This window comes from Achromobacter veterisilvae (assembly GCF_037619525.1).
In the GTDB taxonomy this organism is placed as follows: Bacteria; Pseudomonadota; Gammaproteobacteria; order Burkholderiales; family Burkholderiaceae_B; genus Achromobacter; species Achromobacter veterisilvae.
Map to the genome: position 1 here is coordinate 234541 of NZ_CP148753.1, position 23356 is coordinate 257896.

General features: G+C 62.1%; 22 protein-coding genes. 10 read left to right on the forward strand and 12 right to left on the reverse strand.

Annotated elements, in window-relative coordinates; genetic code table 11:
• The first annotated feature begins 661 nt into the window (after nt 1–661).
• The 5 genes from WHX56_RS01040 (at nt 662) to qatD (ending at nt 5849) form a co-directional block, all read left to right on the forward strand.
• A complete protein-coding gene (locus WHX56_RS01040) occupies nt 662–871 on the forward strand; it encodes an antitoxin VbhA family protein (protein WP_338880032.1) in 210 nt (69 codons plus the stop codon).
• A 256-nt stretch (nt 872–1127) separates the two neighbouring features.
• Nucleotides 1128–3014, forward strand: coding sequence for a KAP family P-loop NTPase fold protein (locus tag WHX56_RS01045; RefSeq protein ID WP_338880033.1), 1887 nt, complete (start codon nt 1128–1130; stop codon nt 3012–3014).
• Entirely contained in the window at nt 3014–3838 is an 825-nt protein-coding gene (gene qatB / locus WHX56_RS01050; protein ID WP_338880034.1) for a Qat anti-phage system associated protein QatB, read from the forward strand. The genes WHX56_RS01045 and qatB overlap by 1 nt, the downstream gene beginning before the upstream one ends.
• Nucleotides 3835–5121: a Qat anti-phage system QueC-like protein QatC gene (gene qatC, locus WHX56_RS01055; protein ID WP_338880035.1), complete on the forward strand. Its 1287-nt coding sequence runs from the start codon at nt 3835–3837 to the stop codon at nt 5119–5121. Before qatB ends, qatC begins: the two co-directional genes overlap by 4 nt.
• Complete coding sequence (qatD, locus tag WHX56_RS01060; protein ID WP_338880036.1) at nt 5118–5849, forward strand: Qat anti-phage system TatD family nuclease QatD; 732 nt, start codon at nt 5118–5120, stop codon at nt 5847–5849. The genes qatC and qatD overlap by 4 nt, the downstream gene beginning before the upstream one ends.
• A 541-nt stretch (nt 5850–6390) precedes the next feature.
• On the opposite strand, the gene WHX56_RS01065 is transcribed toward qatD, so the two are convergent.
• On the reverse strand, nt 6391–7197 hold the full coding sequence (locus WHX56_RS01065) for a LysR family transcriptional regulator (RefSeq protein WP_338880037.1): 807 nt from the start codon (nt 7195–7197) through the stop codon (nt 6391–6393).
• A 111-nt stretch (nt 7198–7308) separates the two neighbouring features.
• On the opposite strand from WHX56_RS01065, the gene WHX56_RS01070 reads away from it, so the two are divergent.
• Both WHX56_RS01070 and WHX56_RS01075 read left to right on the forward strand, forming a co-directional pair.
• Complete coding sequence (locus tag WHX56_RS01070; protein ID WP_338880038.1) at nt 7309–8043, forward strand: SDR family oxidoreductase; 735 nt, start codon at nt 7309–7311, stop codon at nt 8041–8043.
• 41 nt (nt 8044–8084) lie between these two features.
• Nucleotides 8085–8660, forward strand: coding sequence for an HD domain-containing protein (locus WHX56_RS01075; RefSeq protein WP_338880039.1), 576 nt, complete (start codon nt 8085–8087; stop codon nt 8658–8660).
• 50 nt (nt 8661–8710) lie between these two features.
• Here the strand turns inward: WHX56_RS01075 and WHX56_RS01080 are convergent, their stop codons facing one another.
• The 3 genes from WHX56_RS01080 to WHX56_RS01090 form a co-directional block, all read right to left on the reverse strand.
• Nucleotides 8711–9166: a hypothetical protein gene (locus WHX56_RS01080; RefSeq protein ID WP_338880040.1), complete on the reverse strand. Its 456-nt coding sequence runs from the start codon at nt 9164–9166 to the stop codon at nt 8711–8713.
• Between the two features lie 34 nt (nt 9167–9200).
• Nucleotides 9201–9698 carry a hypothetical protein gene (locus WHX56_RS01085; protein WP_338880041.1) on the reverse strand — a complete coding sequence of 166 codons (498 nt, stop codon included), beginning with the start codon at nt 9696–9698 and terminating at the stop codon, nt 9201–9203.
• Nucleotides 9699–9839: 141 nt separating this feature from the next.
• On the reverse strand, nt 9840–10427 hold the full coding sequence (locus WHX56_RS01090; RefSeq protein WP_338880042.1) for a TetR/AcrR family transcriptional regulator: 588 nt from the start codon (nt 10425–10427) through the stop codon (nt 9840–9842).
• A 397-nt stretch (nt 10428–10824) separates the two neighbouring features.
• On the opposite strand from WHX56_RS01090, the gene WHX56_RS01095 reads away from it, so the two are divergent.
• A complete protein-coding gene (locus WHX56_RS01095; protein ID WP_338880043.1) occupies nt 10825–12471 on the forward strand; it encodes a thiamine pyrophosphate-binding protein in 1647 nt (548 codons plus the stop codon).
• 62 nt (nt 12472–12533) lie between these two features.
• Nucleotides 12534–13535 carry a tripartite tricarboxylate transporter substrate binding protein gene (locus WHX56_RS01100; RefSeq protein ID WP_338880044.1) on the forward strand — a complete coding sequence of 334 codons (1002 nt, stop codon included), beginning with the start codon at nt 12534–12536 and terminating at the stop codon, nt 13533–13535.
• Here WHX56_RS01100 and WHX56_RS01105 read toward each other — a convergent pair.
• Nucleotides 13532–14497, reverse strand: a complete 966-nt coding sequence (locus WHX56_RS01105) for a LysR family transcriptional regulator (protein ID WP_338880045.1) — start codon at nt 14495–14497, stop codon at nt 13532–13534. The two genes, WHX56_RS01100 and WHX56_RS01105, sit on opposite strands and share 4 nt — an antisense overlap.
• A gap of 119 nt (nt 14498–14616) precedes the next feature.
• Here WHX56_RS01105 and WHX56_RS01110 point away from each other — a divergent pair, with 119 nt between their 5' ends.
• The gene (locus tag WHX56_RS01110; RefSeq protein ID WP_338880046.1) at nt 14617–16146 is read left to right on the forward strand and encodes a CoA-acylating methylmalonate-semialdehyde dehydrogenase; all 1530 of its coding nucleotides are present in this window, start codon (nt 14617–14619) and stop codon (nt 16144–16146) included.
• Between the two features lie 47 nt (nt 16147–16193).
• On the opposite strand, the gene WHX56_RS01115 is transcribed toward WHX56_RS01110, so the two are convergent.
• The 7 genes from WHX56_RS01115 to WHX56_RS01145 form a co-directional block, all read right to left on the reverse strand.
• Nucleotides 16194–16946 (reverse strand): sulfite exporter TauE/SafE family protein, encoded by a 753-nt coding sequence (locus tag WHX56_RS01115; RefSeq protein ID WP_338880047.1) that lies wholly within the window; start codon nt 16944–16946, stop codon nt 16194–16196.
• A 67-nt stretch (nt 16947–17013) separates the two neighbouring features.
• Nucleotides 17014–18015 carry a tripartite tricarboxylate transporter substrate binding protein gene (locus WHX56_RS01120; RefSeq protein ID WP_338880048.1) on the reverse strand — a complete coding sequence of 334 codons (1002 nt, stop codon included), beginning with the start codon at nt 18013–18015 and terminating at the stop codon, nt 17014–17016.
• 140 nt (nt 18016–18155) lie between these two features.
• Nucleotides 18156–19058: a LysR substrate-binding domain-containing protein gene (locus tag WHX56_RS01125; RefSeq protein ID WP_129240923.1), complete on the reverse strand. Its 903-nt coding sequence runs from the start codon at nt 19056–19058 to the stop codon at nt 18156–18158.
• A 51-nt stretch (nt 19059–19109) separates the two neighbouring features.
• A complete protein-coding gene (locus tag WHX56_RS01130) occupies nt 19110–19943 on the reverse strand; it encodes an amidohydrolase family protein (RefSeq protein WP_129240924.1) in 834 nt (277 codons plus the stop codon).
• Between the two features lie 50 nt (nt 19944–19993).
• Entirely contained in the window at nt 19994–20674 is a 681-nt protein-coding gene (locus tag WHX56_RS01135) for a fumarate hydratase C-terminal domain-containing protein (protein WP_129240925.1), read from the reverse strand.
• Entirely contained in the window at nt 20668–21603 is a 936-nt protein-coding gene (locus WHX56_RS01140; protein ID WP_129240926.1) for a fumarate hydratase, read from the reverse strand. The genes WHX56_RS01135 and WHX56_RS01140 overlap by 7 nt, the downstream gene beginning before the upstream one ends.
• 13 nt (nt 21604–21616) lie before the next feature.
• Nucleotides 21617–23356: an L-aspartate oxidase gene (locus WHX56_RS01145; RefSeq protein WP_338880049.1), complete on the reverse strand. Its 1740-nt coding sequence runs from the start codon at nt 23354–23356 to the stop codon at nt 21617–21619.

Below are 23356 nucleotides of genomic sequence, written 5' to 3' on the forward strand. Positions count from 1 at the left end.
CGGCCAGGTCGCAACTCTGTCACCAGTCGGAACACTCCGCGCTTCGCTTGGGCAACCCCTTCGGTTGCATCCCGCGTCCGATCTTGCCGGACTGGCTGCGGGGGCAGGCCCGGCGGCTTCGCCTTGCTCCTACCCCTTGCCACAAGGCTGCGTGACCTCCAGATGCCTCAAGGGTAAAGGCTACGCCCGGTATCCTCACCCGTTCCCTACGCTTCGCTTCGGGCTGCGGCTTCCGGTCCCGCCCTTGACACATCTTCCAGTCACAACCGCAACCCGTACACCGAATCATGCCCGTAGAAAGCACGGATGACGGGTCAAGGGGTTGGTGCGGCCCGCAGCCCAACGGGCGAGGACACGGCCCCTTGACGCGGCAGAAGTGCCCACACGCTGCGCCCGGGGGTAGGAGTGCAGGGCCAACGGCCCGTAACCCCTGCCCCCGAGGCTCCCGCCGGCGAGGGTGGAGAGTCCAGAGAGGCAAAGCCTCTTTGGGAAGTACCCTAGTCCTTGTACACAGCCGGGATGGCCGAGAATCGGGGAAACCTATTGATCGGTAGAAAACAAGACAGTTTCTGCGCGAAACCTTTTTGCCCGGTTTCTCGATAAAGCCCCAAAAAATCCCACACCTTGTAAAATAGCGTTACCTATAGCAAGGAAGACAACCATGGCTGAAATGGATATGCACGAAACGGAACTAAGCAAAACGATATCCGATGCCGAGCGTGATCGACGTGTAGCGGCCGTTAGTTACGCACGCGCATCAGTCGGCTTAGAGGGGTTCTTGCTAAGTGCCGCCGATGAAGCACACGCACAACGCTTCATCGACGGGCAAATCGACCTCAACGAGTTTGTGAGGCCGCGTGGCTCCTTGTAGCACCCAAAAACTTAGTCATGACGAAGAAATTGAGGTGATGGGAGCTAGTGCAGGATAGGCTGTCGCCGGGATTTGCACTACACATGTGATGCAGCAATTTAAGTGTGACCACACATTTGGAAGTACCAGTTCGGAACTGGGTGCTTTCGGCCAAAAGCAGAAGTTAGCCTGGCAGTCAGAGCTTGTACCGTCAGATATTTAATAGATACGCCGGACAATAAATCTCATTCGAGATATATAGAACAAGGAACGACGAATGTGGCACGACATTGAGGCCGAGGCAGACCTTCTAAATTTTGGTCTGGTGGCGAATGCCGCTGCTAACCTCATAAAGAATGCTGGAAACAGCCCCGTCACTATCGGAATATCCGGTGGCTGGGGAGCCGGTAAATCAACACTCGTAAAGCTTGTTCAGACTCAGCTAGGTCAAGGTATTGCGCCCGACGACAAAAAGCCTCCTTACATTCTCATGGAGTTCAATGCGTGGCTATATCAGGGCTACGAAGATGCTCGACAAGCGCTGCTGCAAGCAGTTGCAGACCGACTTGTCGAAGAAGCCTCCAGGAGGAAGACTTTCGTCGATAACGCGCTTGATTTCGCCAAACGCGTCAAGCTGTTGAAGGTTGGACGTATCGTCGCACCCGCAGTAGCACATGTTGCAGTTGGTAGTGTGGCTGCTGGTCCGCTGGGTGCACTGTTCGGGGCCGTGACTGGGCTTGTTCAGGGATTCTCCGATGAAAGTAAACGCTCGGAAAATCTTCAGGCTGTACAGAATGCTTACGCTGAGCTTTCTCCAGATCTCAAGGACCTAATTGGCGAAAAGAAGGAAGCTTCGCTGCCCAAAGAAATCGAAGGCTTACGAAAGGCCTTTGCAGAGCTGTTGGCGAAGCTGGAGGTCCGTCTGGTCGTCTTTGTTGACGATTTAGACCGATGTCTTCCCCCTACGGCGATTGGCACGCTGGAAGCAATGCGGCTGTTACTACACGTTGAACGCACCGCTTTCTTGATTGCGGCAGATGAAAGCATGATTCGCGGAGCCGTACGCGCGCACTTCAAAGGCGTTGAAATTGAAGATGGACTTGTCACCAGCTACTTCGACAAGCTAATTCAAATTCCGCTGCGAGTTCCGCGTTTGGGGATTAACGAGGTCAAGGCGTATCTGGCACTGCTACTCACCGACCTCGCTGAACGCGAAGGTCGGCTTTCGAAGAAAGCGCAGTCTACCGGACAAGTGGAAGTGCTCAAGCTACTGAAAAAATCTTGGTCGAGAGGTATTTCGCGCGAAGAGCTCGGTGAAGCATTCAAAGCCGAGAAGGAGGCAGTGACTAAAGAGTTGGACATTGCCGACCAGTTGGCTCCCCTGCTTGTCACATCAGCGGAGATCGCCGGAAATCCTCGCCTTATCAAGCGCTTCCTAAACAATCTCATGATTCGTCAAACTATTGCCAATGACATGGAGATGCCGCTCGCGTTAGAGCAACTAGTCAAGATTCAACTTTTCGAGCGCTGCTCGTCGAGCGCTGCATTTGAACACCTTACCAAAGCAGTGGCCGCAAACCCAGACGGCTATGCCGACTTTCTGGACGCGTTGGAGGATGCTGCAACAAAGGGGGAACCCTACGAGCCGCCGCATCCGTCGTGGACTGGGCCATTTTATGAACAGTGGTTGAAGCTCGCGCCTCGCCTGGCAAAAGAGAACCTTCAGCCGATTCTTCATCTCAGCCGTGACCGCAGCCTGGGCTTGGCTGCGTACGATGAGTTGTCTGCTGAAGCCAAAAAAATACTGGAAGCGACCATGGAGGCAACAGATCGCTCAGCTCTGCTTATCAGACAGCTATCGTCCCTTGGAGAGGGGGATGCCTCTCGAATACTCACTCGCGCAATTCGCAAAGGCCACGAGAATCAATGGGAAATGGAAGACTTTATGCGGTGTCTCAATTGCACAGAGGCGCATCCAACTCTAGGAACTCAACTCGCGACTGCGCTTTATGAGGTTCCCGGTAGGAAGCGCAGCGTGGCGCTCATCCCTCTTCTTAAAAACCAATCATGGGCTGCTGAGGTCCTGCAAGAATGGGAAAACGATACTGATACGGACGAAAAGTCCCGTGAGTATCTAAGGCGACAGAAGAAAGGTGGCAAATAATGGGGACCTCAACATCAAGCAAAGGGCCGGCTAGCGGTGTAAGTCTGGACCCTCCTTGGCTGGACGACGTTATCGGTGGGGTTGGCAGCGGCGGCGATGTGGTTCCGCCAGATGATGGAGCAGATTCTCCGGTAATTCCTCCAGGTATCGCTCCACCGAACCGCTACGGGGATGCACGTAGAGCATTTGGTAAGTTCGCAAGAACAGGAAACACTGACCAGCTTCGGCGCGCAATAGGTCACTACTCCAGCAAAGGTGGAGGCGGCGCAGGCGCGTCTGCGAACCGCATGCGGGCGTCGACCAGTGCTGGCGCAGCGCTATTCTCGTTTCTGAATGCGGTAGGCCAAGGTAGCACGCCTGAAGCTCGCCAGTGGGTCGACAACTTACGTGCGACCAACCCATCCGCAGAAGATGTCGTCGACGCCATCGTGCGCGAGCTCGCCCCGCCAGGCGGCAGTGCCGACGAAGAGTCGCTGCGCGACTCGATGGATCACGCTCTTTCCGAACTCATCAAAGACAATCCAACCATTGATCCTTTGAGTATGGGCGTCGACAACATCTGGGAGCTGATGAAGGGCTATTTGGCTAACGAGGCCGGAAATAGGCTGTGCTTTGATCTGGGTCCGGTTTTTGAAAACTCCCAACTGGACCCTCGAACAGCAGTGCAGCGCGAACGGGAAATGCGACGATTCCTCAAAAATGAAATAGGGGCGCATGTAGACCTGTTACGGAACACGGTGGCCAATCCATCTCGATCGCAGCTCGCTAGCATCCTGCAAGAAGCGTTGAAGATGACATTCGAACTGTTTGAGGCAGACCTATGACGAAGGTTTTCTGCGCGCCCAAAGACTGTATACCAGAAGTCCGCAGTGCTGATATCAATTACGTTTCTATGTATGCCCATGATGGCTTGCCAGACGTAAGCACGATTGGCACATCGCTCATTGACGAAATAAAGCAAGCAGGTCTCACTCCGCGTGCGGCCAGTTGGGACTTTCTGACGCTCGCTCTTGCAGTCAACGCTGCTGATCATATTGTAGAGCGCGACCTTTCGGCAGACGGATGGACTAGAACCATTGAATTGGAGATAGCTCTTTATGAGCCCGCTCCCTTTGCACAGTTAACTTCTGAGCTTGAGCTGGCGTTACGTTTCCTGACGGGAGACTTTTGGAAGCTCAGCTTCGTTGATGGCGGTTACCCGCCCCCAGCGCCGAGACTCATAGCCACATACGACGCAGATTGCGTATCTCTCCTTTCGGGTGGGCTCGATAGTTTGATCGGTGCATTGGATCTGCACGCTGAAGGACGGCGGCCCATCTTCGTATCACACATAGCTAGGGGCGACTCGGAGAACCAGCGCTTATACGCTCGCACCCTTGGTGGAGGTGAACGTCATTTACAGTGGAATCAAAACATTTGGCTTAAACCTCAGCGCGAAGGAGAGGCTTCAACGCGCGGCCGCTCAATCGTATTCTTCGCATTTGCGGCAATTGCTGCTGACAGTCACGCACAAACGACGGGGGATGAGGTTGTAGACCTTTTCGTTCCAGAGAACGGTCTTATCAGCCTGAATGTGCCGTTGACCGCCGGACGAGTCGGGAGTCTGAGTACAAAGACTACACACCCTGTCTTCATGCATCGGCTACAGCATTTATGGACGGAGCTTGGCGTGCCTGCTGAACTGCATCTTCCCTACGCAGCAATGACAAAGGGCGAAATGATGGCCGGGTGTCGAGATCCACATCGCCTCCGTGAATTGGCAGGGACGTCAACCAGTTGCGGGCGTTTTTCGGTTTTTGGTTTAAAACATTGTGGACGTTGCGTGCCATGTATGGTTCGGCGCTCCGCGTTCATGCGATCAGGCATTCCAGATTCCACTGCTATTTACGTCCACGATGATTTGAAGGCAGCTCAGCCAGATCAAGGCGCTAACGATGTGGCGGCGGTAGCTACTGCCATATTGAAGGCTGATGAAGACGGCATTCGCATTTTCACCGCAGGACAGTTCGCTTTTGCGGCGTCAGATCATCGAATTGCGTTTGAAGGGGTGGTTGAACGCGGGCTCAAAGAACTGGCAGTGCTGCTACAAGCGCACGGCGTCCTATGATTGACGTTCATTCACATTTAGACCTGTATCCCGATGGCTTGGCACTGGCGAGGAAAGTCAACGTTCGAAATGAATTCACGCTCGTGGTGACAACCAGCCCTCGGGCGTATCAGGCAACATCAAGGGTCTTTGGAGAATTACGAAACATTCATGTTGCGCTCGGCCTCCATCCTGAAGTGCTGGAAGCCAAGTTTGTAGAGCTTGAACAGTTAGTCTCGGGTATCAAGGGCGCTCGATTTGTTGGCGAAGTTGGCCTCGATGGCACGCCAAAATTGCGTAAATCTTTCGAACTACAGCAGCGAGCCTTTCAAGCGGTGCTGACAGAATGCCGTCTCCAAGGTGGGCGAATAATCAGCATCCATTCACGGGGTGCTGCCCAACAGGTCATCGCAGCGCTGGCTGCTGCAGGCGATGTAGGGGTTCCTTTGCTACATTGGTTCTCTGGAGGCGTTGCTGAACTTCGAATGGCATCGCGACTGGGCTGCTGGTTTAGTGTTGGGCCGGCGATGCTGACCAGCGAGAAAGGTCGTTCTTTGCTTGCCCAAATGCCGATGAACCGAGTGCTTCCTGAGACAGATGGTCCTTTCACAGAGCAGAATGGTGTGACTTTAAGGCCATGGGATGCCTGGCGCGTGTGTACGGTTCTCTCTGAAGTTTGGGGAATGTCCCTTGACGAAGTTGAGCATCAGCTGAGAAGCAACCTCACGAAACTTCTGCAACTGGGCTGACAACAGCTTGCTCGGCAATGTTTTCCTTCGTCGCACATAATCGGCAGCAACTGCTCTCGAACCGCTATCGTCGGGGACACTCGAAATTCCGCTGTAAGTTTCTCACGGTAATTCTGCTCGGGCGCTCCCTCGTCAACACTGTACCGAAATTTAGGTACAGTACAGGTACAGTGACCAGTTTTCATCAATTCATGTAAAATACTCTAACCTACTGATTTGAAACTGGTTTTACCTATTTCAACCTACGCTAGAATTCGCCCCATTTTCCTGTAGCAACACTGTAAATTACCGACTCAAAATCCCCCGCCGCAAGGCGTGCCGATTCGATTCCGGCCCCGGGCACCAGAATTTGAAAGCCGTTGGCATTTTTGCGCCAACGGCTTTTTTCATGGCTGGACGAGGTTTGGCGTTTGACACCCAACTATGGCAACGACATTTGCCCCTGGGAGTGTCAGACACCCGGGAAGCGTCTCTTCAATCCGTACCGGCATCTCGTAGGGGTGTCTGACACAGGGCAGCACCACGCGCACTTTCTTCCGCGCTACACCAAAGCGCCCGACGGCTCCCGGAATCGCTCGACGAGCATGGCCACCGCAGGTTTGTCCAGCGATTGCACCGCATAGCAAAGACCTACGCGGCGCGACATTTCCAACCCGTCCATAGGTCGGATCTCGACACCGGCCTGGCTGCGCGCCAGGGATTCGGGTGCCACGCAGATGCCTACTCTGGCTGCCGTCAATTCCAGCGCCAAACGCAGCGACCCCGCGTGCGCGGCTGGCATGTTTGCCGCTGCGCCATAGAAGGGGAGAAGGCGCTGATGTGTCGGATGGTTCGGGCATACGATCCATGGCAATTCAGCATCGGCACCGATGCCTTCAGGGATGGCCAGAACGTAGGGGTCCACGGACAACGTCAAGAACAGCTCATCCTCGCAGCGCTCGTCTTCGGTCGCCAGTCGGGCATCGCCGTCGCAGCCTTCGAGCAGGCTCACAAAAAGCGCCGGCACCGCTTGCCGCGCCGCGTGCACGAAAGCGGCGATGTCTGGTCCTGCAATGTCCGCCCCGACGCCGATGGCGATTCGCGATGTATGCGAGCCATGGCGGAACTGGTGGGTCATCGAGTCCGTTTGCGACAGGATGCGGCGCGCCTGCGGGTACAGGATACGGGCGTCCTCCGTCACGGCGACACCTCGCGCCTGGCGCATGAACAATTGAGTGCCCAGCAAGTCTTCCAGGCTTTTGATCGTTCCCGACAGGGCGGGCTGGCTCAGATGGAGGCGACGGGCGGCGACCGTTATGTTGCGCTCTTCGAAGACAGCTACAAAAGCCTTGAGTTGGCGGCTATCCATAAGTTTTCCCGATTTCTCTCAAAAAAATAAACCATTTCTCAAGGGATATTTGCAGTCATAGCATTCAGTACAGCACTAAAACATACGTAAGACCGATACCTGGAGTCCATCATGCCTTCCTCGAAAAAGCCCCTCGTCATCATCACGGGCGCCAGTTCCGGCATTGGGCTGGCCACCGCCCGCCTGTTCTCGGCGCACGGCCATCCCCTGCTGTTGCTGGCTCGCCGGCTGGAAAAAATGCAGGCGCTGAACCTGCCCGACACCCTGGCGCTGTCCGTGGATGTGACCGATCGCGCCGCGCTGGCCGCCGCCGTCCAGGAAGGCGAAAACCGTTTTGGCCTGGCCGACGCCCTCATCAACAACGCGGGCGTCATGCTGTTGGGCGACATTACCCGCCAGGATCCGGACCAATGGGACCGCATGCTGGATGTGAACGTCAAAGGCGTGCTGAACGGGGTGCATGCCGTCGCGGCGGGAATGGTCCAGCGCAAGCGCGGCAACATCATCAATATCAGTTCGGTGGCGGGCCGCAAGACTTTTCCCAACCATGTGGCCTATGTGGGCACCAAGTTCGCCGTGCACGGATTGTCGGAGAACCTGCGCGAAGAACTCTCGGCGCACAATGTGCGCGTGACGACGATCGCGCCGGGCGCCGTGGAAACTGAGTTGTTGGGCCATACCACCGATGAAGGGATCAAGACGGGCTATGAAGCCTGGAAGGCCGAGATGGGCGGCAAGGTGCTGGCCGCCGAGGACGTGGCCAACGCCATCCACTACGCCTATTCGCAGCCAGATGGCGTGTGCGTGCGTGAAATCGTCCTGGCCGCCACGCGGCAGCAAGCGTAATTCGCAAGTTGCGATCAGGGAGAACCAGGAGGATCACGCCATTGAACAAGCTGGAACAGCAACTGGTTTTCTTGCGAGAGATTGATCGGCTGAAAGCCGTCACCCGGCAGTCGCCACTGCTTGATGGAAGCCGGAGGGAAAATTCGGCCGAGCATTCATGGCACTTGGCCATGTACGCCTTGGTGCTGAGCGAGTACGCATGCGGATCGATCAATGCACATCGAGTCATGCAAATGCTCTTGCTGCATGACATCGTCGAAATCGATGTCGGCGATTTTCCGATCCACGGCGGGACATCGAGCGAAATCCAGACCAAACAGGAGGTCAGGGCTGCGGAGCGGATATTCGGCTTATTGCCGCAGCCGCAAGCCGACGCACTCCTTGGTCTTTGGCAAGAATTTGAGCGCGCTGAGACCGAGGACGCGAAGTTCGCAAAGGCGCTCGATCGATTTCAGCCTCTTCTTACGAATGTGTTCACCGACGGCGGCACTTGGAAGGAAAGCGGCGTTTCGCTTGAGCAGGTGCTTGCCCGGTATGGGCCTGTCATCGCCAGGGGCGCCCCGCAACTATGGGTAGTCTGCGAGCGATGGGTAGCCCGGCATTTTCAGGAGAAATGATGGATAGCGCGATGGAGTGATCGCCTATCCATTGTTTGGGAAACCAAGGCTCAGGCAGGCAATTGCCGGCGCTGGCGGGAGTTTTCGAAGCCTCGGTCCAGGGTCGCGCGTTCGGTGTCGGCCACGGCCAGACGCCATGGCCTGACGGGCGCCGGGGTATTGGCCGTGTCGATGGGCGGATCGCTGCGCACGACGAAATAGGGCTGGAAGCGCTGCAGGCATTCGACCGACCCCCAAGCCGCGCCTACGCAGGCCGGTAGCGCCCTGCGGGAAGCCTGGAATGCTTGCACCGCGCGATGCACACGATCGTCCGCGCACTGGTCCCGCAGCACGTCCGGATTCTGGGGGGCTAACGCGATGTCCGCCAGTTGGGGCATCGCGGCGCATGAAGGCGGCATCTGGCGGGCGGGCTGGGCTGGGGTCGCAAGATCCGCGTAGGCGGCATGCCGCAGCGGATGCGTGGCATGGATGTGCGGTCTATCGGATGCGGCTATCGGCAACAGCATACGGTTCCTCCAAGGAAAGCGAGGGGCTTGTGCGCTAAGCCCGCGTCTTGCGTCGGGACCAGATCCAGCCGGCTTGCAATGCTGTCCCCAACACGAAGAGGGCAAACCATGAGGCCAGCGTGCCGAGCAGGATCGGAGATTGCAGGTTGGAGGCCAGCGGATGCGCGGGGGGGAGCCGTCTCAGGGTTTCGCCGATCCCGGGCACGCCCAGCAGGAAAAAGCTGAAAGAGAACAGGAAGGCAGACAGATAAGGGTGCAGGCGAGCAAGAATCGGCATTCGATGGATGAAGACGCCAGCGCATGCGGCAAGCAGTGCGAGGACGCCCAGCACATGCCCCGCATTGATGCCGCCGGTGCTGGAAAGGCCGAAGGAGGTCAGCACCGACAAGGTCAGTCCCGCAAGATAGGTTTTGCCCGAACGCGTGTTGCGGTCGATGCCGCGATGGCGCGCGAAGCTGTAGAGCCCCGCGGCGAGCGGGATCAGGCTGATCAGCGTATGGCCTATGCCTAGTGGCGAAAGAGAGTGGGACATGAAGGTTCGCTCCTGATGGCGCTGATTGGGATCGAGCGCAGGCCTCCGTTGTGGGTGGCTGCTGCTTCGATATCCAATCAACTAGTTGGTTGATTAGTGCGATAAAAAAAAGCCGACCCATCTGGATGGGCGGCATGTACTTCATGCTTCCGGCGCAAGCCGGCGGATCGCCGCCTGCGTGATGGATTCGAATATCGCGGGGTTGTCGAAGGCCCGGGCGGACAGCATGGCGCCATGCACGGTGGCCATGAAGGCGTTGGCCTCCACGGCCGCGGTGTCCTGGAGGCGGAATTGCCCGGTCGCCGCGCCTTTCTTGAGCACGGATTCGAGCCAGGCGGACAAATCCCGGAAATACCCTTGCACTTCGTCCGCGACTTCGCGGGGGACGGCCGGCAGTTCGGCGGCCAGCATAGCGCAGATGCATATGGGAGAGGTCGCGTCCCGGATGCACGCCGTCCAGTAGCCGGTGTAGGCATCGAGGCGCGCGCGCGGATCCGCGACTTGCTTGTCCAGCGCGGCCAGGCCAGTCCGGGACTGCGCCCGGTGCTGGACGACCACGGTCAGAACCAGTTCGGCTTTGCTGGGGAAATGGTGGTGGATGCTGGCCTTGCCGATGCGCACCCGATCCGAAATGTCGGCATAGCTAAAGCCGTTGTAGCCCCCTGCGGCGAGCAGGATCTTCGTGTGCTCGGCGATCTCGGCGGCCCTGGGCGAAAGTTCTGTGTCCATGTCTATCGTCGGTGTTGGCTGATTGCAAAGATGCCCGCGGCAGGCCTGGATGGGGCAGCCGATGAGCGTGGCAAGGAAACCAATCTACTAGTTGGTTGATTGTTCGTCAAGTCTGCTGTTTGATATGCCATGCGATCCGGGGCCGGGTGTCTGGCACCCAAGAAACGTCTTTTCAAGGCGTATCGTCATCTCGCGGGGGTGCCAGACACCGGTGCGAACCGCCTGTCCGCGCTCCGCGTCAGTGCTTTCCGCGGCGCCTGCCGGCTTCAATCTCCAGGCGGGGCCTCCCCTCATGTAGGTTCAAAAATCATCAACCAACAGGCGCTGGATAGTCGTTAGACTGGCCCCTCCCCTAGACGGCAAGAAAATGCGCGCGCGGATTTTCCCAGGCGCGGCCATGACGGAGACACAGGTGCTTGGATCTCAGTTGATTATCCGTTCGCTGCATCGCCTGGGCGTCAAGACAATCTTCAGCTTGTCTGGCAATCAGATCATGCCGCTCTATGATGCCTGTCTCGACGCTGGTATCCGCATCATCCACGTGCGGCATGAGGCGGCCGCCGTTTTCATGGCCGACGCGTGGGCCCAGATTACCGGAGAGCTTGGAGTCGCGATGCTCACGGCGGCGCCGGGCATTACCAATGGCCTCGCGCCCCTTTATTCGGCGTCGCAGGCGGAAAGCCCGCTGTTGCTCATATCCGGCGATTCCTCCGTGGGGGAAGACGGCTCGGGCGCGTTCCAGGAGCTGGACCAGGTCTCCATCACCAGCCCGCTGACCAAACTCTCGATCCGTCCGCTGACCGTACAGGAACTCTATCCCGCGCTCGACAATGCAGTCGGCCAGGCGCTCGCGCCTCGGCGCGGGCCGGTCCACCTGGCGCTCCCTTTTGACTTGTTGACGGCCGAGACGGGCCTGAAGGAACTCCCCGAGCCGGCTGCCAGCCGGGCGGCCGCCCCGTTCGACGCGGGCATCCTGGAAAGGCTCGCGGCGCTTGTGACTGACGCGGAACGCCCCCTGGTCCTGGCGGGACCGGCTGGCGCGCGATCGCACATGCGCGCAGCCTTCGATAAGCTGGAAGAGACGCTTGGGGTTCCCGTCGTCCCGATGGAAAGCCCCCGCGGCCTCAAGGACCCTTCCCTGGGCTCCTTGTCCGAGATCATTCCCCACGCAGACCTCATCGTGCTGGCAGGAAAGTGCCTGGACTTCACGTTGGGGTTCGGCGGCACGCGCGCGCTTGGCGAGCATGCCCGGGTCGCGGTGATCGATCCCGATGCCAGGATGCTCGAACGCGCGGGCCGCCTCCTCGGCGAGCGCCTCGCCCTCACGCTCCAGGGAGAGCCCGTGGCGGTGCTTTCCGCGCTGCGGGCAGCGCGACCGGTGGCCGAGCGCAGCGCGTGGCGCGCGCGGGTGGACGGGGCGCTCCGGAACCGCGCCAGCCGCGGTCTCGCCGCCTCCGCGGGCGCCCCGCTGGGGCCGCGCGCGCTCTGCGAAACAGTGCAGACCTTCCTGGCGTCCGTGCCCGATCCGGTCCTGGTCTGCGACGGTGGCGAGTTCGGCCAGTGGGCGCAGGCATTTTGCGCAGCCCCTACCCGCATCATCAACGGGATGTCCGGGGCAATCGGCGCGGGCGTCTGCTACGCGATCGCGGCGAAGATCGCCCGGCCCGACGCGACGGTGGTCGTCCTCATGGGTGACGGCACCGCGGGCTTTCACTTGATGGAGCTCGACACCGCCGTTCGTGAAAACGCCTCGATCATCGCGGTGATCGGCAACGACCTGCGCTGGAATGCGGAGCACTTGATCCAGGTGCGCACGTACGGCCCGCAGCGGCTGATCGGCTGCGAGCTTTCGCCGACGGCGCGCTACCACGATGTGGCGTCGGCGCTTGGAGGCGCCGGCTTCGCCGCCCATGACGCCGAAAGCCTCAAGACTGCGCTCGGGCTGGCGGTAGACAGCGGGCTGCCGGCCTGTATCAACGTCTCCATGGCGGGAGAGGCCGCCCCGGTTTTTAGCGCATCGGACCCGTCCGCTACCGGTCATTGACCTCGGCGCGCCGGGCACGGTTGCAGTCCGGTTTCGTCCCTTAGAACGACAGGAGACATCCCATGATCAGCCTTTCCGGCACCCGCCCGGGTGCGTTCGCTCGCGCCGCGCTTTGTCTATTCGGCGCATTTTCCGGCCTGGCATCCGCCCAGACCTATCCCGCCAAGCCGATACAGCTCATCGTTCCATTCAGCGCGGGCGGCGACGCCGATATGGCGGCCCGCAATCTGTCCGCCGCCGCGCAAGGCGTCCTGGGGCAGCCTGTCGTCGTGGTCAACAAGGCAGGAGCGAACGGCGCGATCGGCTCTACCGCCGTGAAGAATGCCGCGCCCGACGGCTATACGCTCCTGGTCGGCCGGATCGGATCCCAGGTGTTGCTGCCCGCGCTGCAACCGAAGACGACTCCGTACACTTCCAAAGACTTCACCTTCATCGGGCTGCTGGAACTGAATCCGGTGGCCTGTGTGGTGCATCCGGACAGCCCGTACAAAACCTTCGGCGACCTGACGAATGCGTTGAAGGCGCACCCCGGGATGCTCAACTACAGCCATTCCGGCCCGGCGACGGTGCAGAACCTCGCGCCCCAGTTGCTGCTCAGCAATCTTGGGCTGAAGGCGGACGCCGTGGTAAGCGTTCCGTATAAGGGAGGCAACGAGGTGGCGCTGGCGGTGCTCAGCAAGGACGTCGACTTCGCCTGCAATAACCTGAGTTCGATGACCGGCATTCTTGCAAGCGGAAAGCTGCGTGCCCTGCTGACGACCACGCCGGAACGCATTGCGCAGTTTCCGGACATACCGACCGCGCGCGAGTTGGGGTTCCCTCAGCTAGAGGCGGTCATAGGCTGGAGCGGGCTTTTCGGGCCGCCCGGGATGAACCCGGAAGCCGTCGACAAATGGGCGTCGGCGCTAGAACAGATTGCGCGGGATCCGAAGTGGGTGGCCGGAAATGCCAACTTCGGGGGCATTCCCCACGTGCTGTCGCCTGCCGAGACCGAGCGGTACATCCGCCAGGGGGACGCGATCTATGCCGACCTGGTGGCCAAGTCGGGGCTGCAGATCAACTAGCCGCGAGCGCGCTGCGCCGGGGCAGGTCCTTCGGCGCCGCCGAATGCCGGAATGGCATCTCGAAGAAAACTGACGAAGGAGGACACGGTCCGAGGCACCCGCGCCGTGTAGGGCCGGACCGCATAGAGCCGCTCCGCGTAGTCTCCGACCACACGCCACGCCGGCAGGACCTCGACCAGAACCCCGCTGCGCAAGGCCTCGCCCGCGCTGAAATCCGGCAGCAGCGCGATCCCGAGCGAGCCGGCCGCCGCTTCCCGCAGCACTTCGCTGTTGTTCGCCGTGAAGCTTCCCGACACCGGCACCACCATACTTTTCCCTCCAGCGCGCGACTCGAATGACCAGGTGGCGCCGCCGCTGCGCCGGAGGTAGTGAAGGCAGTTGTGGCCCGCGAGATCGATCGGGGTCCTTGGCGTGCCGTGCTTGGACAGGTATGCCGGCGTCGCGACGAGCACTGAGCGTGTCTCGCAGATCACCGACGCCACGTGCGTCTCCGGCACGCCGGCGACGTGCCGGATGGCCAGGTCGAACCCCTCGGTGGCCAATGACGCCAGATGATCGCTTAGCTCCAACTGGATCCGGACATCGGGGAAGCGGCTCAGGAACCCGGGTATCAGCGGCGCGATGATCTGGCGCCCCAGCGCCACGGGAGCGGTCACGGACAGCACGCCACGCGGCGCATCGGACAGGTCCCGCACCGCCGAGAAGCCTTCCTCGATGCGGAGGTAGGCCTCGGCGGTCTGGCCGGCCAGACGCTGCCCGGCTTCGGTCAGGCTGACACTGCGGGTCGTGCGGCGCACGAGGGGAACCCCGGCCGCCTGCTCCAGCTCGGCAATCCGCTGGCTCACCGATGCCTTGCTGATCTGCAAACGGCGGGCGGCGGCCGTGAAGCTGCCGGTATTGGCCAGCACTCCCAGGCAGTGAATGTGTGACCAAAGGTCTTCCAGGCGTCTTGTTCTCGTCATGCCTTCTTCCGTTGTTCGAAATGCCAAACACTGATTCCAGCGCCGCGGTCTCGACGGCCGGCTGGCGATGGGCGACATTGCCAGCTCTCGCATGCCGTTCTTGAGCACAGGAGCAAACCATGAACACAGCAAAGGCCAGCACCGCCTCCCGCGATGCCGGGCACTTCATCGCCGGCAGTTACGTCGAGGGCACGGGCAGCCGCCAGCCGATCTTCAATCCGGCCACTGGCGCGGTCGCGAAGCACGTGGCGCTGGCCACGCCGGACGAAGTCCGCCGCGCGGTGGACAGCGCGCAGGCGGCATTTCCGCAATGGGCGGACACGCCTCCGATCCGCCGCGCGCGCGTGCTGTTCAAGTTCCTCGAGCTGATGAACAGGCACCGCGACGAACTCGCCCACATTATCACCGCCGAGCACGGCAAAGTGTTCACCGATGCCCAGGGCGAAGTCGCGCGCGGCATCGACATCGTGGAGTTCGCCTGCGGCATCCCCCAACTGTTGAAGGGCGACTACACGGAGCAGGTCTCCACCGGCCTCGACAACTGGACGCTGCGCCAGCCGCTGGGGGTCGTGGCCGGCATCACGCCTTTCAATTTTCCGGTGATGGTGCCGATGTGGATGTTCCCCGTGGCGATCGCGGCGGGCAACACCTTCGTGCTCAAGCCCAGCCCGACGGACCCCAGCCCGTCGCTGCGCATCGCCGAGCTGCTGCTGGAAGCCGGCCTGCCCGAAGGCGTGTTCAACGTGGTGCAGGGCGACAAGGTGGCGGTGGACGCCCTGCTGGAACATCCCGACGTGAAGGCGGTGAGCTTCGTCGGGTCCACACCGATCGCCAACTACATTTACGAGACCGGCGCCCGCCATGGCAAGCGCGTGCAGGCCCTGGGCGGCGCCAAGAACCACATGGTGGTGATGCCCGACGCCGACATCGACCAGGCCGTGGACGCGCTGGTCGGCGCGGGCTACGGCTCGGCCGGCGAGCGCTGCATGGCGATCAGCGTGGCGGTGCTGGTGGGCGACGTGGCCGACCGGCTGCTGCCCAGGCTGATCGAGCGCACGAAGGCGCTGAAGGTGCTGGACGGCGAGAACCCGGCTGCCGAGATGGGCCCGATCGTGACCCGCGCCGCCCACGAGCGCATCAGCGGCTACATCGCCTTGGGCGAAAAAGAGGGCGCGAAACTGCTGGTGGACGGCCGCGGCTTCCAGGGCGCCCAAGCCGGCGCGAACTGCGGCGGCGGCTTCTGGCTGGGCGGCACCCTGTTCGACCACGTCACGCCCGACATGCGCATCTATAAGGAAGAAATCTTCGGCCCGGTGCTTGGCTGCGTGCGCGTGAAAGACCTGAAGGAAGCGGTGGACCTCATCAACGCCCATGAATTCGGCAACGGCGTGGCCTGCTTCACGCGGGACGGCAACGTGGCGCGCGAGTTCAGCCGGCGCATCCAGGTGGGCATGGTCGGCATCAACGTGCCGATCCCGGTGCCGATGGCCTGGCACGGCTTCGGCGGCTGGAAGCGCAGTCTGTTTGGCGACATGCATGCCTACGGCGAGGAAGGCGTGCGCTTCTACACCCGGCAGAAGTCGATCATGCAGCGCTGGCCCGAGAGCATCGGCAAAGGCGCCGAGTTCGCGATGCCGACAGCGAAATAGGCCCGATCGCCTGGCGCGGCCCCGCCGCGGCGGGCCGGCGGCGTCTTTCACGACGCCGAGATCCAGCCGCGGTAGAGGGCGCCGGCGCCCGCGATGGCGAGCAGCACCAGGATGGCTCGTTTCAGCAAGCCGGGAGACACGAGAGTCCTGAGGCGCGACCCCGCATAAAGGCCGGCGAGCGACACCGGAAGCAGGACAGCAGCAGCCGACAGGATGTCCGCTTGCCCGTAAAGTCCGGCCGCGCCGAAGGCCGCCGCCCGCAGGACCCCGCTCGACAGGATGACGACCGAGATCGTTGCGCGGAACTGGTCCAGCGCGTCGAGCCGGCGCGAAAGATAGATGGTGTAGATCGGCCCGCCGGTGCCGAACAGCGCGCTGAAAATTCCACCGAAGACGCCGAATGGAAGCGCCCAGTATGCATGCAGCGGAATGTTCGTCTTCGCCGGCGAGCCTCGCAGCCCTCTGATGCACACGGCCAGCACAAAACCGCCCAGAAGCATCAAGGGCCATCGGGCGCCCGCGTTGTGCAGCAAGGTGACCCCCAGCCCGATGCCGAGCAGCAGCCAGGGAAAAAGCCGCTTGAGCTCGTCCAGCGAAACCCGCCGCCAGTTGCTGCCGCCCACCAGCGCGGTGCAGGCCAGGTCGAACAGGACGACGAGCGGCACGGCGAATTGCAAAGGCATGAACTGGACCAGAACCGGCACGGCCACCATGGCCGCGCCGAATCCCGTCATCCCGAAGACAGCGTAGGCGACGAAGATGACGGGAACGACAAAAGCGAGCGTTTCGACGGGCATCATGCGGGCAGGATGGGCTTGAGGGACACGGAGTGCAATGGGAGCCCCGGAAATGGCTGGGGCGGGGGGCTCAACTGGCGGTGATCTTCTTCTTTTCCACCAGCGCCTTCCACTTGGCCGACTCCCGGGCGATCTCGTCTTTCAGCTCGGCCGGAGCCGCGATGGTCGCATACATGCCCTGGTCCGCCAGATAGCGCTTCATGTTCGGCTGTTCGACCGCTTCCCTGGCGTCGGCCAGGAGCCGATCGACCGAGGATCCAGGCGTTCCCGCCGGCGCCATCAGCGCGAACCAGCCGGTGAACTCGAACCCCGGCACGCCATCCTCCGCCGTGGTCGTCACGTCGGGAAGCAGCGGGGAGCGCTCCCTGCCCGTGACGGAGAGCGCCCGCAACCGCCCGCCCTTGAGCAAAGGGGAAATGGCGTTGATGTTGCCCACGGCGACTTCGATGACGCCCGCCATGAGGTCCGTGTAGGCGGGACCTTCACCCTTGTAGGGAACATGCATGAGTTCGATGCCGGCCGCATCGGTAAAGGCTTCGCCCGCCATATGAGTCTGGCTGCCCACGCCGGCGGACGAAAAACTGAGCTTCCCGGGCCGGGCCTTGGCGTATTCGATCAGTTCCCGGGTGTTTTTCACGGGAAGGCTGGCATTGACGGTGACGACCATGGGGCCGCTGGCAATCTTGCTGATGGGGCTGAAGTCGTCCAGCGAGTACGGCAGCTTGCTGTAGATGAATTGGTTGACGGTGAACATGCTGCCCGATGCGAGCAACAGCGTATAGCCATCCGCCGGAGAACCGGCGACGGCCTGCGCGCCCACGCTGCCGCCGGCGCCCGCGCGGTTCTCGACGATCACGCTCTGCTTCAGGCCCTTGCCCAGTTCAACGGCGAGCGCGCGGCCCAGTAGATCGGTGGCTCCGCCCGCCGAGAACGGGACGATCATCCGTATGGCCTTGTCCGACGGCCATTGCGCCCACGCTGGCCTCGCCAGAAATGGCGAAAGCGCCAGGCCGGCGCCCATGGCCTTGACGATGCGGCGGCGTGTAGTTGCGGATTGCGTTGTGTTTTTCATGACTTTGTCTCCTTCAGTTCGCGGGGCGGCGAGGCCTGCCGGGTTCCGCCGGCAGACGATTCGCCAGGCAACGACCATCCCTCGGGCCGATAGGCCCGATTCCTTCGGTAAGGACTGCGGGGGTTCTTATTGGCGGACTACTAGCCGGAGCCGGCCTTCTCCGTAGGCTCGCGCTGGCCGGCGCACACCGACTTCAACGCCTCAAGCAGCAACTGCGAGAGGTGGGATCGCGGGTTTTCCTTCGGGGCCAGGATGCCCAGCCGCCGGGTGATGGTCGGCGAGCCGAACGGGATGACGCGGATACCCGGCGGGAACTCGTTCCTGCCCCGCCTGGCCGGCACCACCGACGCGCCCAGGCCGTTGGCGACCATGGCAATGACCCCTTCGAGGTTGTCGATCTCCATGGTCGAGCGCACGGTTATCCGCCTGCGCACCATCTCTTCCTGCACGAGATGTCCCACCCTGGCCGAACGATTGAACCGCACATAAGGGGTTTGCTCCAGAATCTCCTGGTCGCTCGCGCCCTTCACCGAACGGTGCGCGATGACGACCAGCTCCTCCTCCACGAACGGCAGAAAATCGAGACCCGACCTGGGCGCGTCGGGCTCGGTCACGATCGCCACGTCCAGTTGGCGGTGGTAGATGGCCCGTTCCAGGTCATGCGTCAATCCCGTCGTGACATGGACTTCCAGGCCGTGCCCCTGCTTTTGCAGATGGCGCAGGGCGAGCGGCAACACGCCCGATACACAGGTATGGACGCTGCCCAGCTTGAGCAATCCCGCCGACGTCCCTTTCTTGAGCGAGGCGCTCATGCTCTCCCAGTGCGCGATCAGGTCGCGGGCCCGGTGCACCAGCGCAAGCCCCGTATCCGTCAGGATCGGCGGACGGCGGCTGCGGTCGAAGATCGTGATGCCGAGTTCGTCCTCAAGCGCGCGAACCTGCATGCTCACCGCCGACAGCGACAGGCCGATCGTGTTGCCGGCCTCGGCGAAACTGCCATGGTCTGCAATCGCTATCAGCGTGTAGAGCGTCCGGATATCCATGCAAGATACGTCCTCGTAGAGACCAGCGTTGAAAGGCGGGGGGACGAAGGGTTAGATGCCAAGCAGCCTTTGCGCGTTGCCGCCCATGACCTTCTTCAGGTTGTCTTCCTTGATCGGCAGCTTCTCGAACCATTCCTTGTATCCCAGTACCGGGCAGAACGGGAAGGAGCTGGCGTAGAGCATCCGATCCGAGAGAAAACCGTCGGCTGCCTTCAGGTATTCCTCCCAGCCGGGCATGCGGGAGAAATACATGTCGGGAGCCAGCCACAGGTTGGGCCGCCGGAAGCCCAGGTGCAGGATCTCGTTGACCCACGGCCATCCGCCGTGCGCCACCACGACGTTCAGGTCCGGGAAATCCGCAAGGACCCGGTCGGTCCGGATCGGATCCGAATAGCTCAGGTCCGGGCCCGCCGTGCCTCCGACCATCATGATCACCGGCACGCCGATGTCCTCGCAGTGACCGTAGATCGGGTAGAGGCGCCGGTCGTCGGCATACATGGGTATCGGGTAGGAGCCGGGTTCGATGTTGATCAGCCTGAACCCGTCCTCGACCGCCTGGCTGATCGTCTGGCATGCCTTGCGCCGGTCGGTCGGGTCGATGGAGGCCGCCCCGATGAACCGGCCCGGGTGGCCGGCCACGATATTGCGGACGTCCTCGTTGGACACGCTTCCCAGCACCCCCGCCAATCGGCCCACGACCACGCCGCGATCGATCCTGGCGGCGTCCATCTCCTGGAGGAGCAGGTCCATCGACTGCCGCTGCGCGGCCGCGGAAGGCTCGAAGCCCACCGTCCGGGTAAATCCGTCGCGGCGCTCTCCCGCCGAGTACATCAGCGTATTCAGGAAGCCGCCCACGGGAGGCCTGAGGCGAAAATCGATGATCATTGCAGTGTCTCTATCCGAAAACTCGTTGCGGGGGCCGTGCAGTACCGCGCCTACATCACCTCGTCCTTGCGATTGTCCGTCTCGCCGTAGCGGTGCAGCGCGGGGGGCTTCAGCCCCGCATAGAGCTTCTCGATGCCCGCGTTGATCGTTTCGGCGTGCTGCGCGAAGAGCGAGTTGCCGTCCAGGTCGCTTTCGACGATGAAGGGCCCGAAGTTTTCGACGTCGAACAGCCACATCGCCTGAGCGATGCCGAGTTCGTCCAGCCAATGTACCTCGCGCACGCGCTTGATGCCGCGGCCCAGCAACGCGCCCGTGCCATAGCCGACGGTCGTCAGGTAGATCGCGCCGCCCGGCGCCAGCACCTTCTTGTAGTCGTCGGCGGGCATGCCGCCCTTGCCTATCAGGATGCGGCAGTCTGTCCGTTCCAGCCATCGGGGAATCCACTTGGAGAACCGGAACGACGCGGTGGCGGTGACGGCGCCCACGTTGTAGCCTCCGCGGCCGTCCGGCGCCGCGGCCGGCGAACAATGGAAGTTGACATTGCTGATGGACCGCAGATCCACCGGCAGCGGCAGGCCTTCGTCCAGGACCTTCTTGTATATGCCTTCGCGGGCCGTGTACACCACGCCATTGAGATAGACCGCCGAGCCGAGTTCGAGCTTGGCGATGTCCTCCCGCCTGGCCGGCAAGTCGAGGTGAAAGACCTTGATTCCGTCGTCGTTGCTTACCATTCGACCGTCTCCCGGCGCATGTAGGGGGTGAACCACTGGGGATCGGTGCGGTACTGGATTTCCCCGTCGGCATGAATCCTCGCGGTGGCGCGGCGCGAAGACAGACAGAACGTGTGCAGGCTGATGGGCATTCCGCCGGTGTGGGTGTACCCGCATTCGATGTGGCAGTCGACCACCATGCCGGAGCCCACGAAACCCATCGCGCCCATGCCGATGGAGTTTCCCAACGCCATCAGTTCCAGCTCCAGTTCCGCCACCTTGGGGTCGGGATTGCGGTCGCCCACCGTCCGCAGGCACGCGGCCTGCTTGCCCAGTTGCATACAGGTGTCCTTCGACCCGCCCAACCCGATGCCGACGATGGCCGGTTGACACGCCAGCCCGCGCTTGCCGAAGGCGATCAGCGTATCCAGCACGAAGCGCTTGATGCCGTCGATGCCGTCGCCGGGGAACAGCATCCGGTAATCGGTGCCGAACAGGCCGCCCTTGTGCACCGTCGTGATTTCGATCCAGTCGGCGTCGGGCTCGAAGGACCACTCGATCTCGGGTGCGTTGATGCCGACGTTGTTGTTGTGGTCGGTGCGCCAGAGCGGATGCACGCGATTGGGCCGCAGCGGAATGGTGGCCGTCCCCTCGGCCGTCGCATGGCGCAGGGCGCGCTCCACCGCGACGAAGCCGGCGTCCACCGAGGCGTTGTTGCCTACCTTGACGTAGTACCGCGGCAGGCCGGTGTCGGCGCACATGGGGCGCCGGTCCTGGTCGGCGGCGTCCCAGTTGTCGACCATGGCATGGATGACAAAGCGCGGCAGCTTGCCGGTTTCCTTTTTCTGCAGCTCCTGGACGCCCTGCCTGTAGTCGGCAGGAATCTCGATCGCCGCGCGGCGCATGATCTCCAGCGCCGCCTCTTCAACTTTCTGGACAGGAATTCTCATGGTGGGGGATGCCTCAGTTCTGGGGGGTTCCGGGCTCGCCTTCGATGAGCGATTCGCCGGGCTTTACGATGTCGAACGAAACCGGAACCATCTCCAGCCGCACGTCGCCATCCTGCGCGCTCACGCGCGTGTAGTGGCTGGCGTTCAGATCCCCCGGTTCGGGGAAGTCCTCGCGGAAATGCGCTCCGCGGCTGTTCTCGCGCGCGAGCGCCGAGACCGTGATGACTTTGGAGATATCGACCAGGCTTTCGAGATTGAGCCAGTCGTGCCAGGTCAGGTTGTAGCGCCGGTCGCCGTCCGCCACGCCGATGCCGCGCAAGGCGCCACGGTGTGCCGCCACGGCTTCCAGGCCGTGCTCCATCGCCTCGCGATGGCGCAGCACCCCGACGTCGTCCCACATCGTCTGGGCGAGCGCATCGCGCAGTTCGTGAATGCGCCCCGCCGGCCTGGAGAACGGAAACTCGGCGCGCTCGACCCCTCGCGCGATGACCCGGTTGTCCGGGTCGCGCCACTGCCCTTCCTTCGCGACATACGCGGCCATCGAGTCGCCGGCGATCCCGCCGAACACCGTGGAGTTGGCCACCCCGTTGCCGCCCAGCCGGTTGGCGCCGTGCACCCCGCCGCAGTCTTCGCCGGCCGCGAAAAGGCCAGGCGAGGCGGTCGAGCCGTCCACGTTGAACTCGACGCCGCCCATCAGGTAGTGGGCAGTCGGAACGACCTCCACCTGGCCGCCGGCCAGATCGAATCCGCAGTCCTTGCAACGGTTGACCATGCCGGGGAAGGTCTTGGCCACCTTGTCGGGGCCCAGATGGCTCATCTGGATGTAGACCCCGCCCATCGGCCCCGTGCGCCCGGCACGCATCTCGGCGTAGATGCCGCGGCTGACCACGTCGCGCGTGGCCCGTTCGCCGCGCTTGTCATAGTTGTTCATGAACCGCTCGCCGTTGCCGTTGAGCAGGTAGCCGCCGGCGCCGCGCAGCCCTTCTTCGAGCACCGTGCCCGTCATCCGGGTGTCCGGCCCGCCGAGCAGGCCGGTCGGATGGAACTGCACCATTTCCATGTCCCGCAGCTTCAGCCCATAGCGCAGCGCCATGGCCAGGCCGTCGCAGGTCTTGTCGCCGGAAGGCGTGTGGTACCGGTACATCGTAGGGCCGGCGCCCGTGGCCAGAAGCACGGCCTTTGCCTGGATGAGCCGATAGGTGCCCGCCCGCATGTCGATGAACAGGACGCCCGAGATGCCGGAACCGTCGGCCGCGGGAATCAGCTCGATGGCGCGGTGTTCCTCCAGTTCTTCGATGTCCAGCCCCCGGACCTGCTCCATCAGCCGATTGATGATTTCGATGCCCGTCAGATCGGCCTTGTGCACGGTGCGGTCGAAACTCTGGCCGGCGAACGCCTTGGAATGCAGCGAGCCATCGGGATTGCGGTCGAAGAAGCAGCCGATCTCGTTCTCCAGTTCGCGCACCCGTTCGACCGCGCCTTCGACCAGCCGCCACGCCAGATCCTGGCGCGGCAGCCATTTGCCGCCTTCGATGGTGTCCATGAAGTGGCGCTCCACCGAGTCGCCCGCGGCCAGCGCGACGTTGTAGCCGCCCTGGACCATGCGGGTACAGCCGCATTTGCCAAGCAGCCCCTTCACGGTCACGGTCACCTTCAGGGCGGGGTTCGCCTTCTTGGCATGCAGCGCCGCGAACAGGCCCGCGCCGCCGGTGCCCAGCACCAGGATGTCTGTCTTGTGAATATCGATCCGCAC

Coding starts and splice junctions, on each gene's coding strand:
- WHX56_RS01040 (WP_338880032.1), top strand. CDS start 662: ATGGCTGAAATGGATATGCACGAAACGGAACTAAGCAAAACGATATCC.
- WHX56_RS01045 (WP_338880033.1), top strand. CDS start 1,128: ATGTGGCACGACATTGAGGCCGAGGCAGACCTTCTAAATTTTGGTCTG.
- qatB (WP_338880034.1), top strand. CDS start 3,014: ATGGGGACCTCAACATCAAGCAAAGGGCCGGCTAGCGGTGTAAGTCTG.
- qatC (WP_338880035.1), top strand. CDS start 3,835: ATGACGAAGGTTTTCTGCGCGCCCAAAGACTGTATACCAGAAGTCCGC.
- qatD (WP_338880036.1), top strand. CDS start 5,118: ATGATTGACGTTCATTCACATTTAGACCTGTATCCCGATGGCTTGGCA.
- WHX56_RS01065 (WP_338880037.1), bottom strand. CDS start 7,197: ATGGATAGCCGCCAACTCAAGGCTTTTGTAGCTGTCTTCGAAGAGCGC.
- WHX56_RS01070 (WP_338880038.1), top strand. CDS start 7,309: ATGCCTTCCTCGAAAAAGCCCCTCGTCATCATCACGGGCGCCAGTTCC.
- WHX56_RS01080 (WP_338880040.1), bottom strand. CDS start 9,166: ATGCTGTTGCCGATAGCCGCATCCGATAGACCGCACATCCATGCCACG.
- WHX56_RS01085 (WP_338880041.1), bottom strand. CDS start 9,698: ATGTCCCACTCTCTTTCGCCACTAGGCATAGGCCATACGCTGATCAGC.
- WHX56_RS01090 (WP_338880042.1), bottom strand. CDS start 10,427: ATGGACACAGAACTTTCGCCCAGGGCCGCCGAGATCGCCGAGCACACG.
- WHX56_RS01095 (WP_338880043.1), top strand. CDS start 10,825: ATGACGGAGACACAGGTGCTTGGATCTCAGTTGATTATCCGTTCGCTG.
- WHX56_RS01100 (WP_338880044.1), top strand. CDS start 12,534: ATGATCAGCCTTTCCGGCACCCGCCCGGGTGCGTTCGCTCGCGCCGCG.
- WHX56_RS01105 (WP_338880045.1), bottom strand. CDS start 14,497: ATGACGAGAACAAGACGCCTGGAAGACCTTTGGTCACACATTCACTGC.
- WHX56_RS01110 (WP_338880046.1), top strand. CDS start 14,617: ATGAACACAGCAAAGGCCAGCACCGCCTCCCGCGATGCCGGGCACTTC.
- WHX56_RS01115 (WP_338880047.1), bottom strand. CDS start 16,946: ATGATGCCCGTCGAAACGCTCGCTTTTGTCGTTCCCGTCATCTTCGTC.
- WHX56_RS01120 (WP_338880048.1), bottom strand. CDS start 18,015: ATGAAAAACACAACGCAATCCGCAACTACACGCCGCCGCATCGTCAAG.
- WHX56_RS01125 (WP_129240923.1), bottom strand. CDS start 19,058: ATGGATATCCGGACGCTCTACACGCTGATAGCGATTGCAGACCATGGC.
- WHX56_RS01130 (WP_129240924.1), bottom strand. CDS start 19,943: ATGATCATCGATTTTCGCCTCAGGCCTCCCGTGGGCGGCTTCCTGAAT.
- WHX56_RS01135 (WP_129240925.1), bottom strand. CDS start 20,674: ATGGTAAGCAACGACGACGGAATCAAGGTCTTTCACCTCGACTTGCCG.
- WHX56_RS01140 (WP_129240926.1), bottom strand. CDS start 21,603: ATGAGAATTCCTGTCCAGAAAGTTGAAGAGGCGGCGCTGGAGATCATG.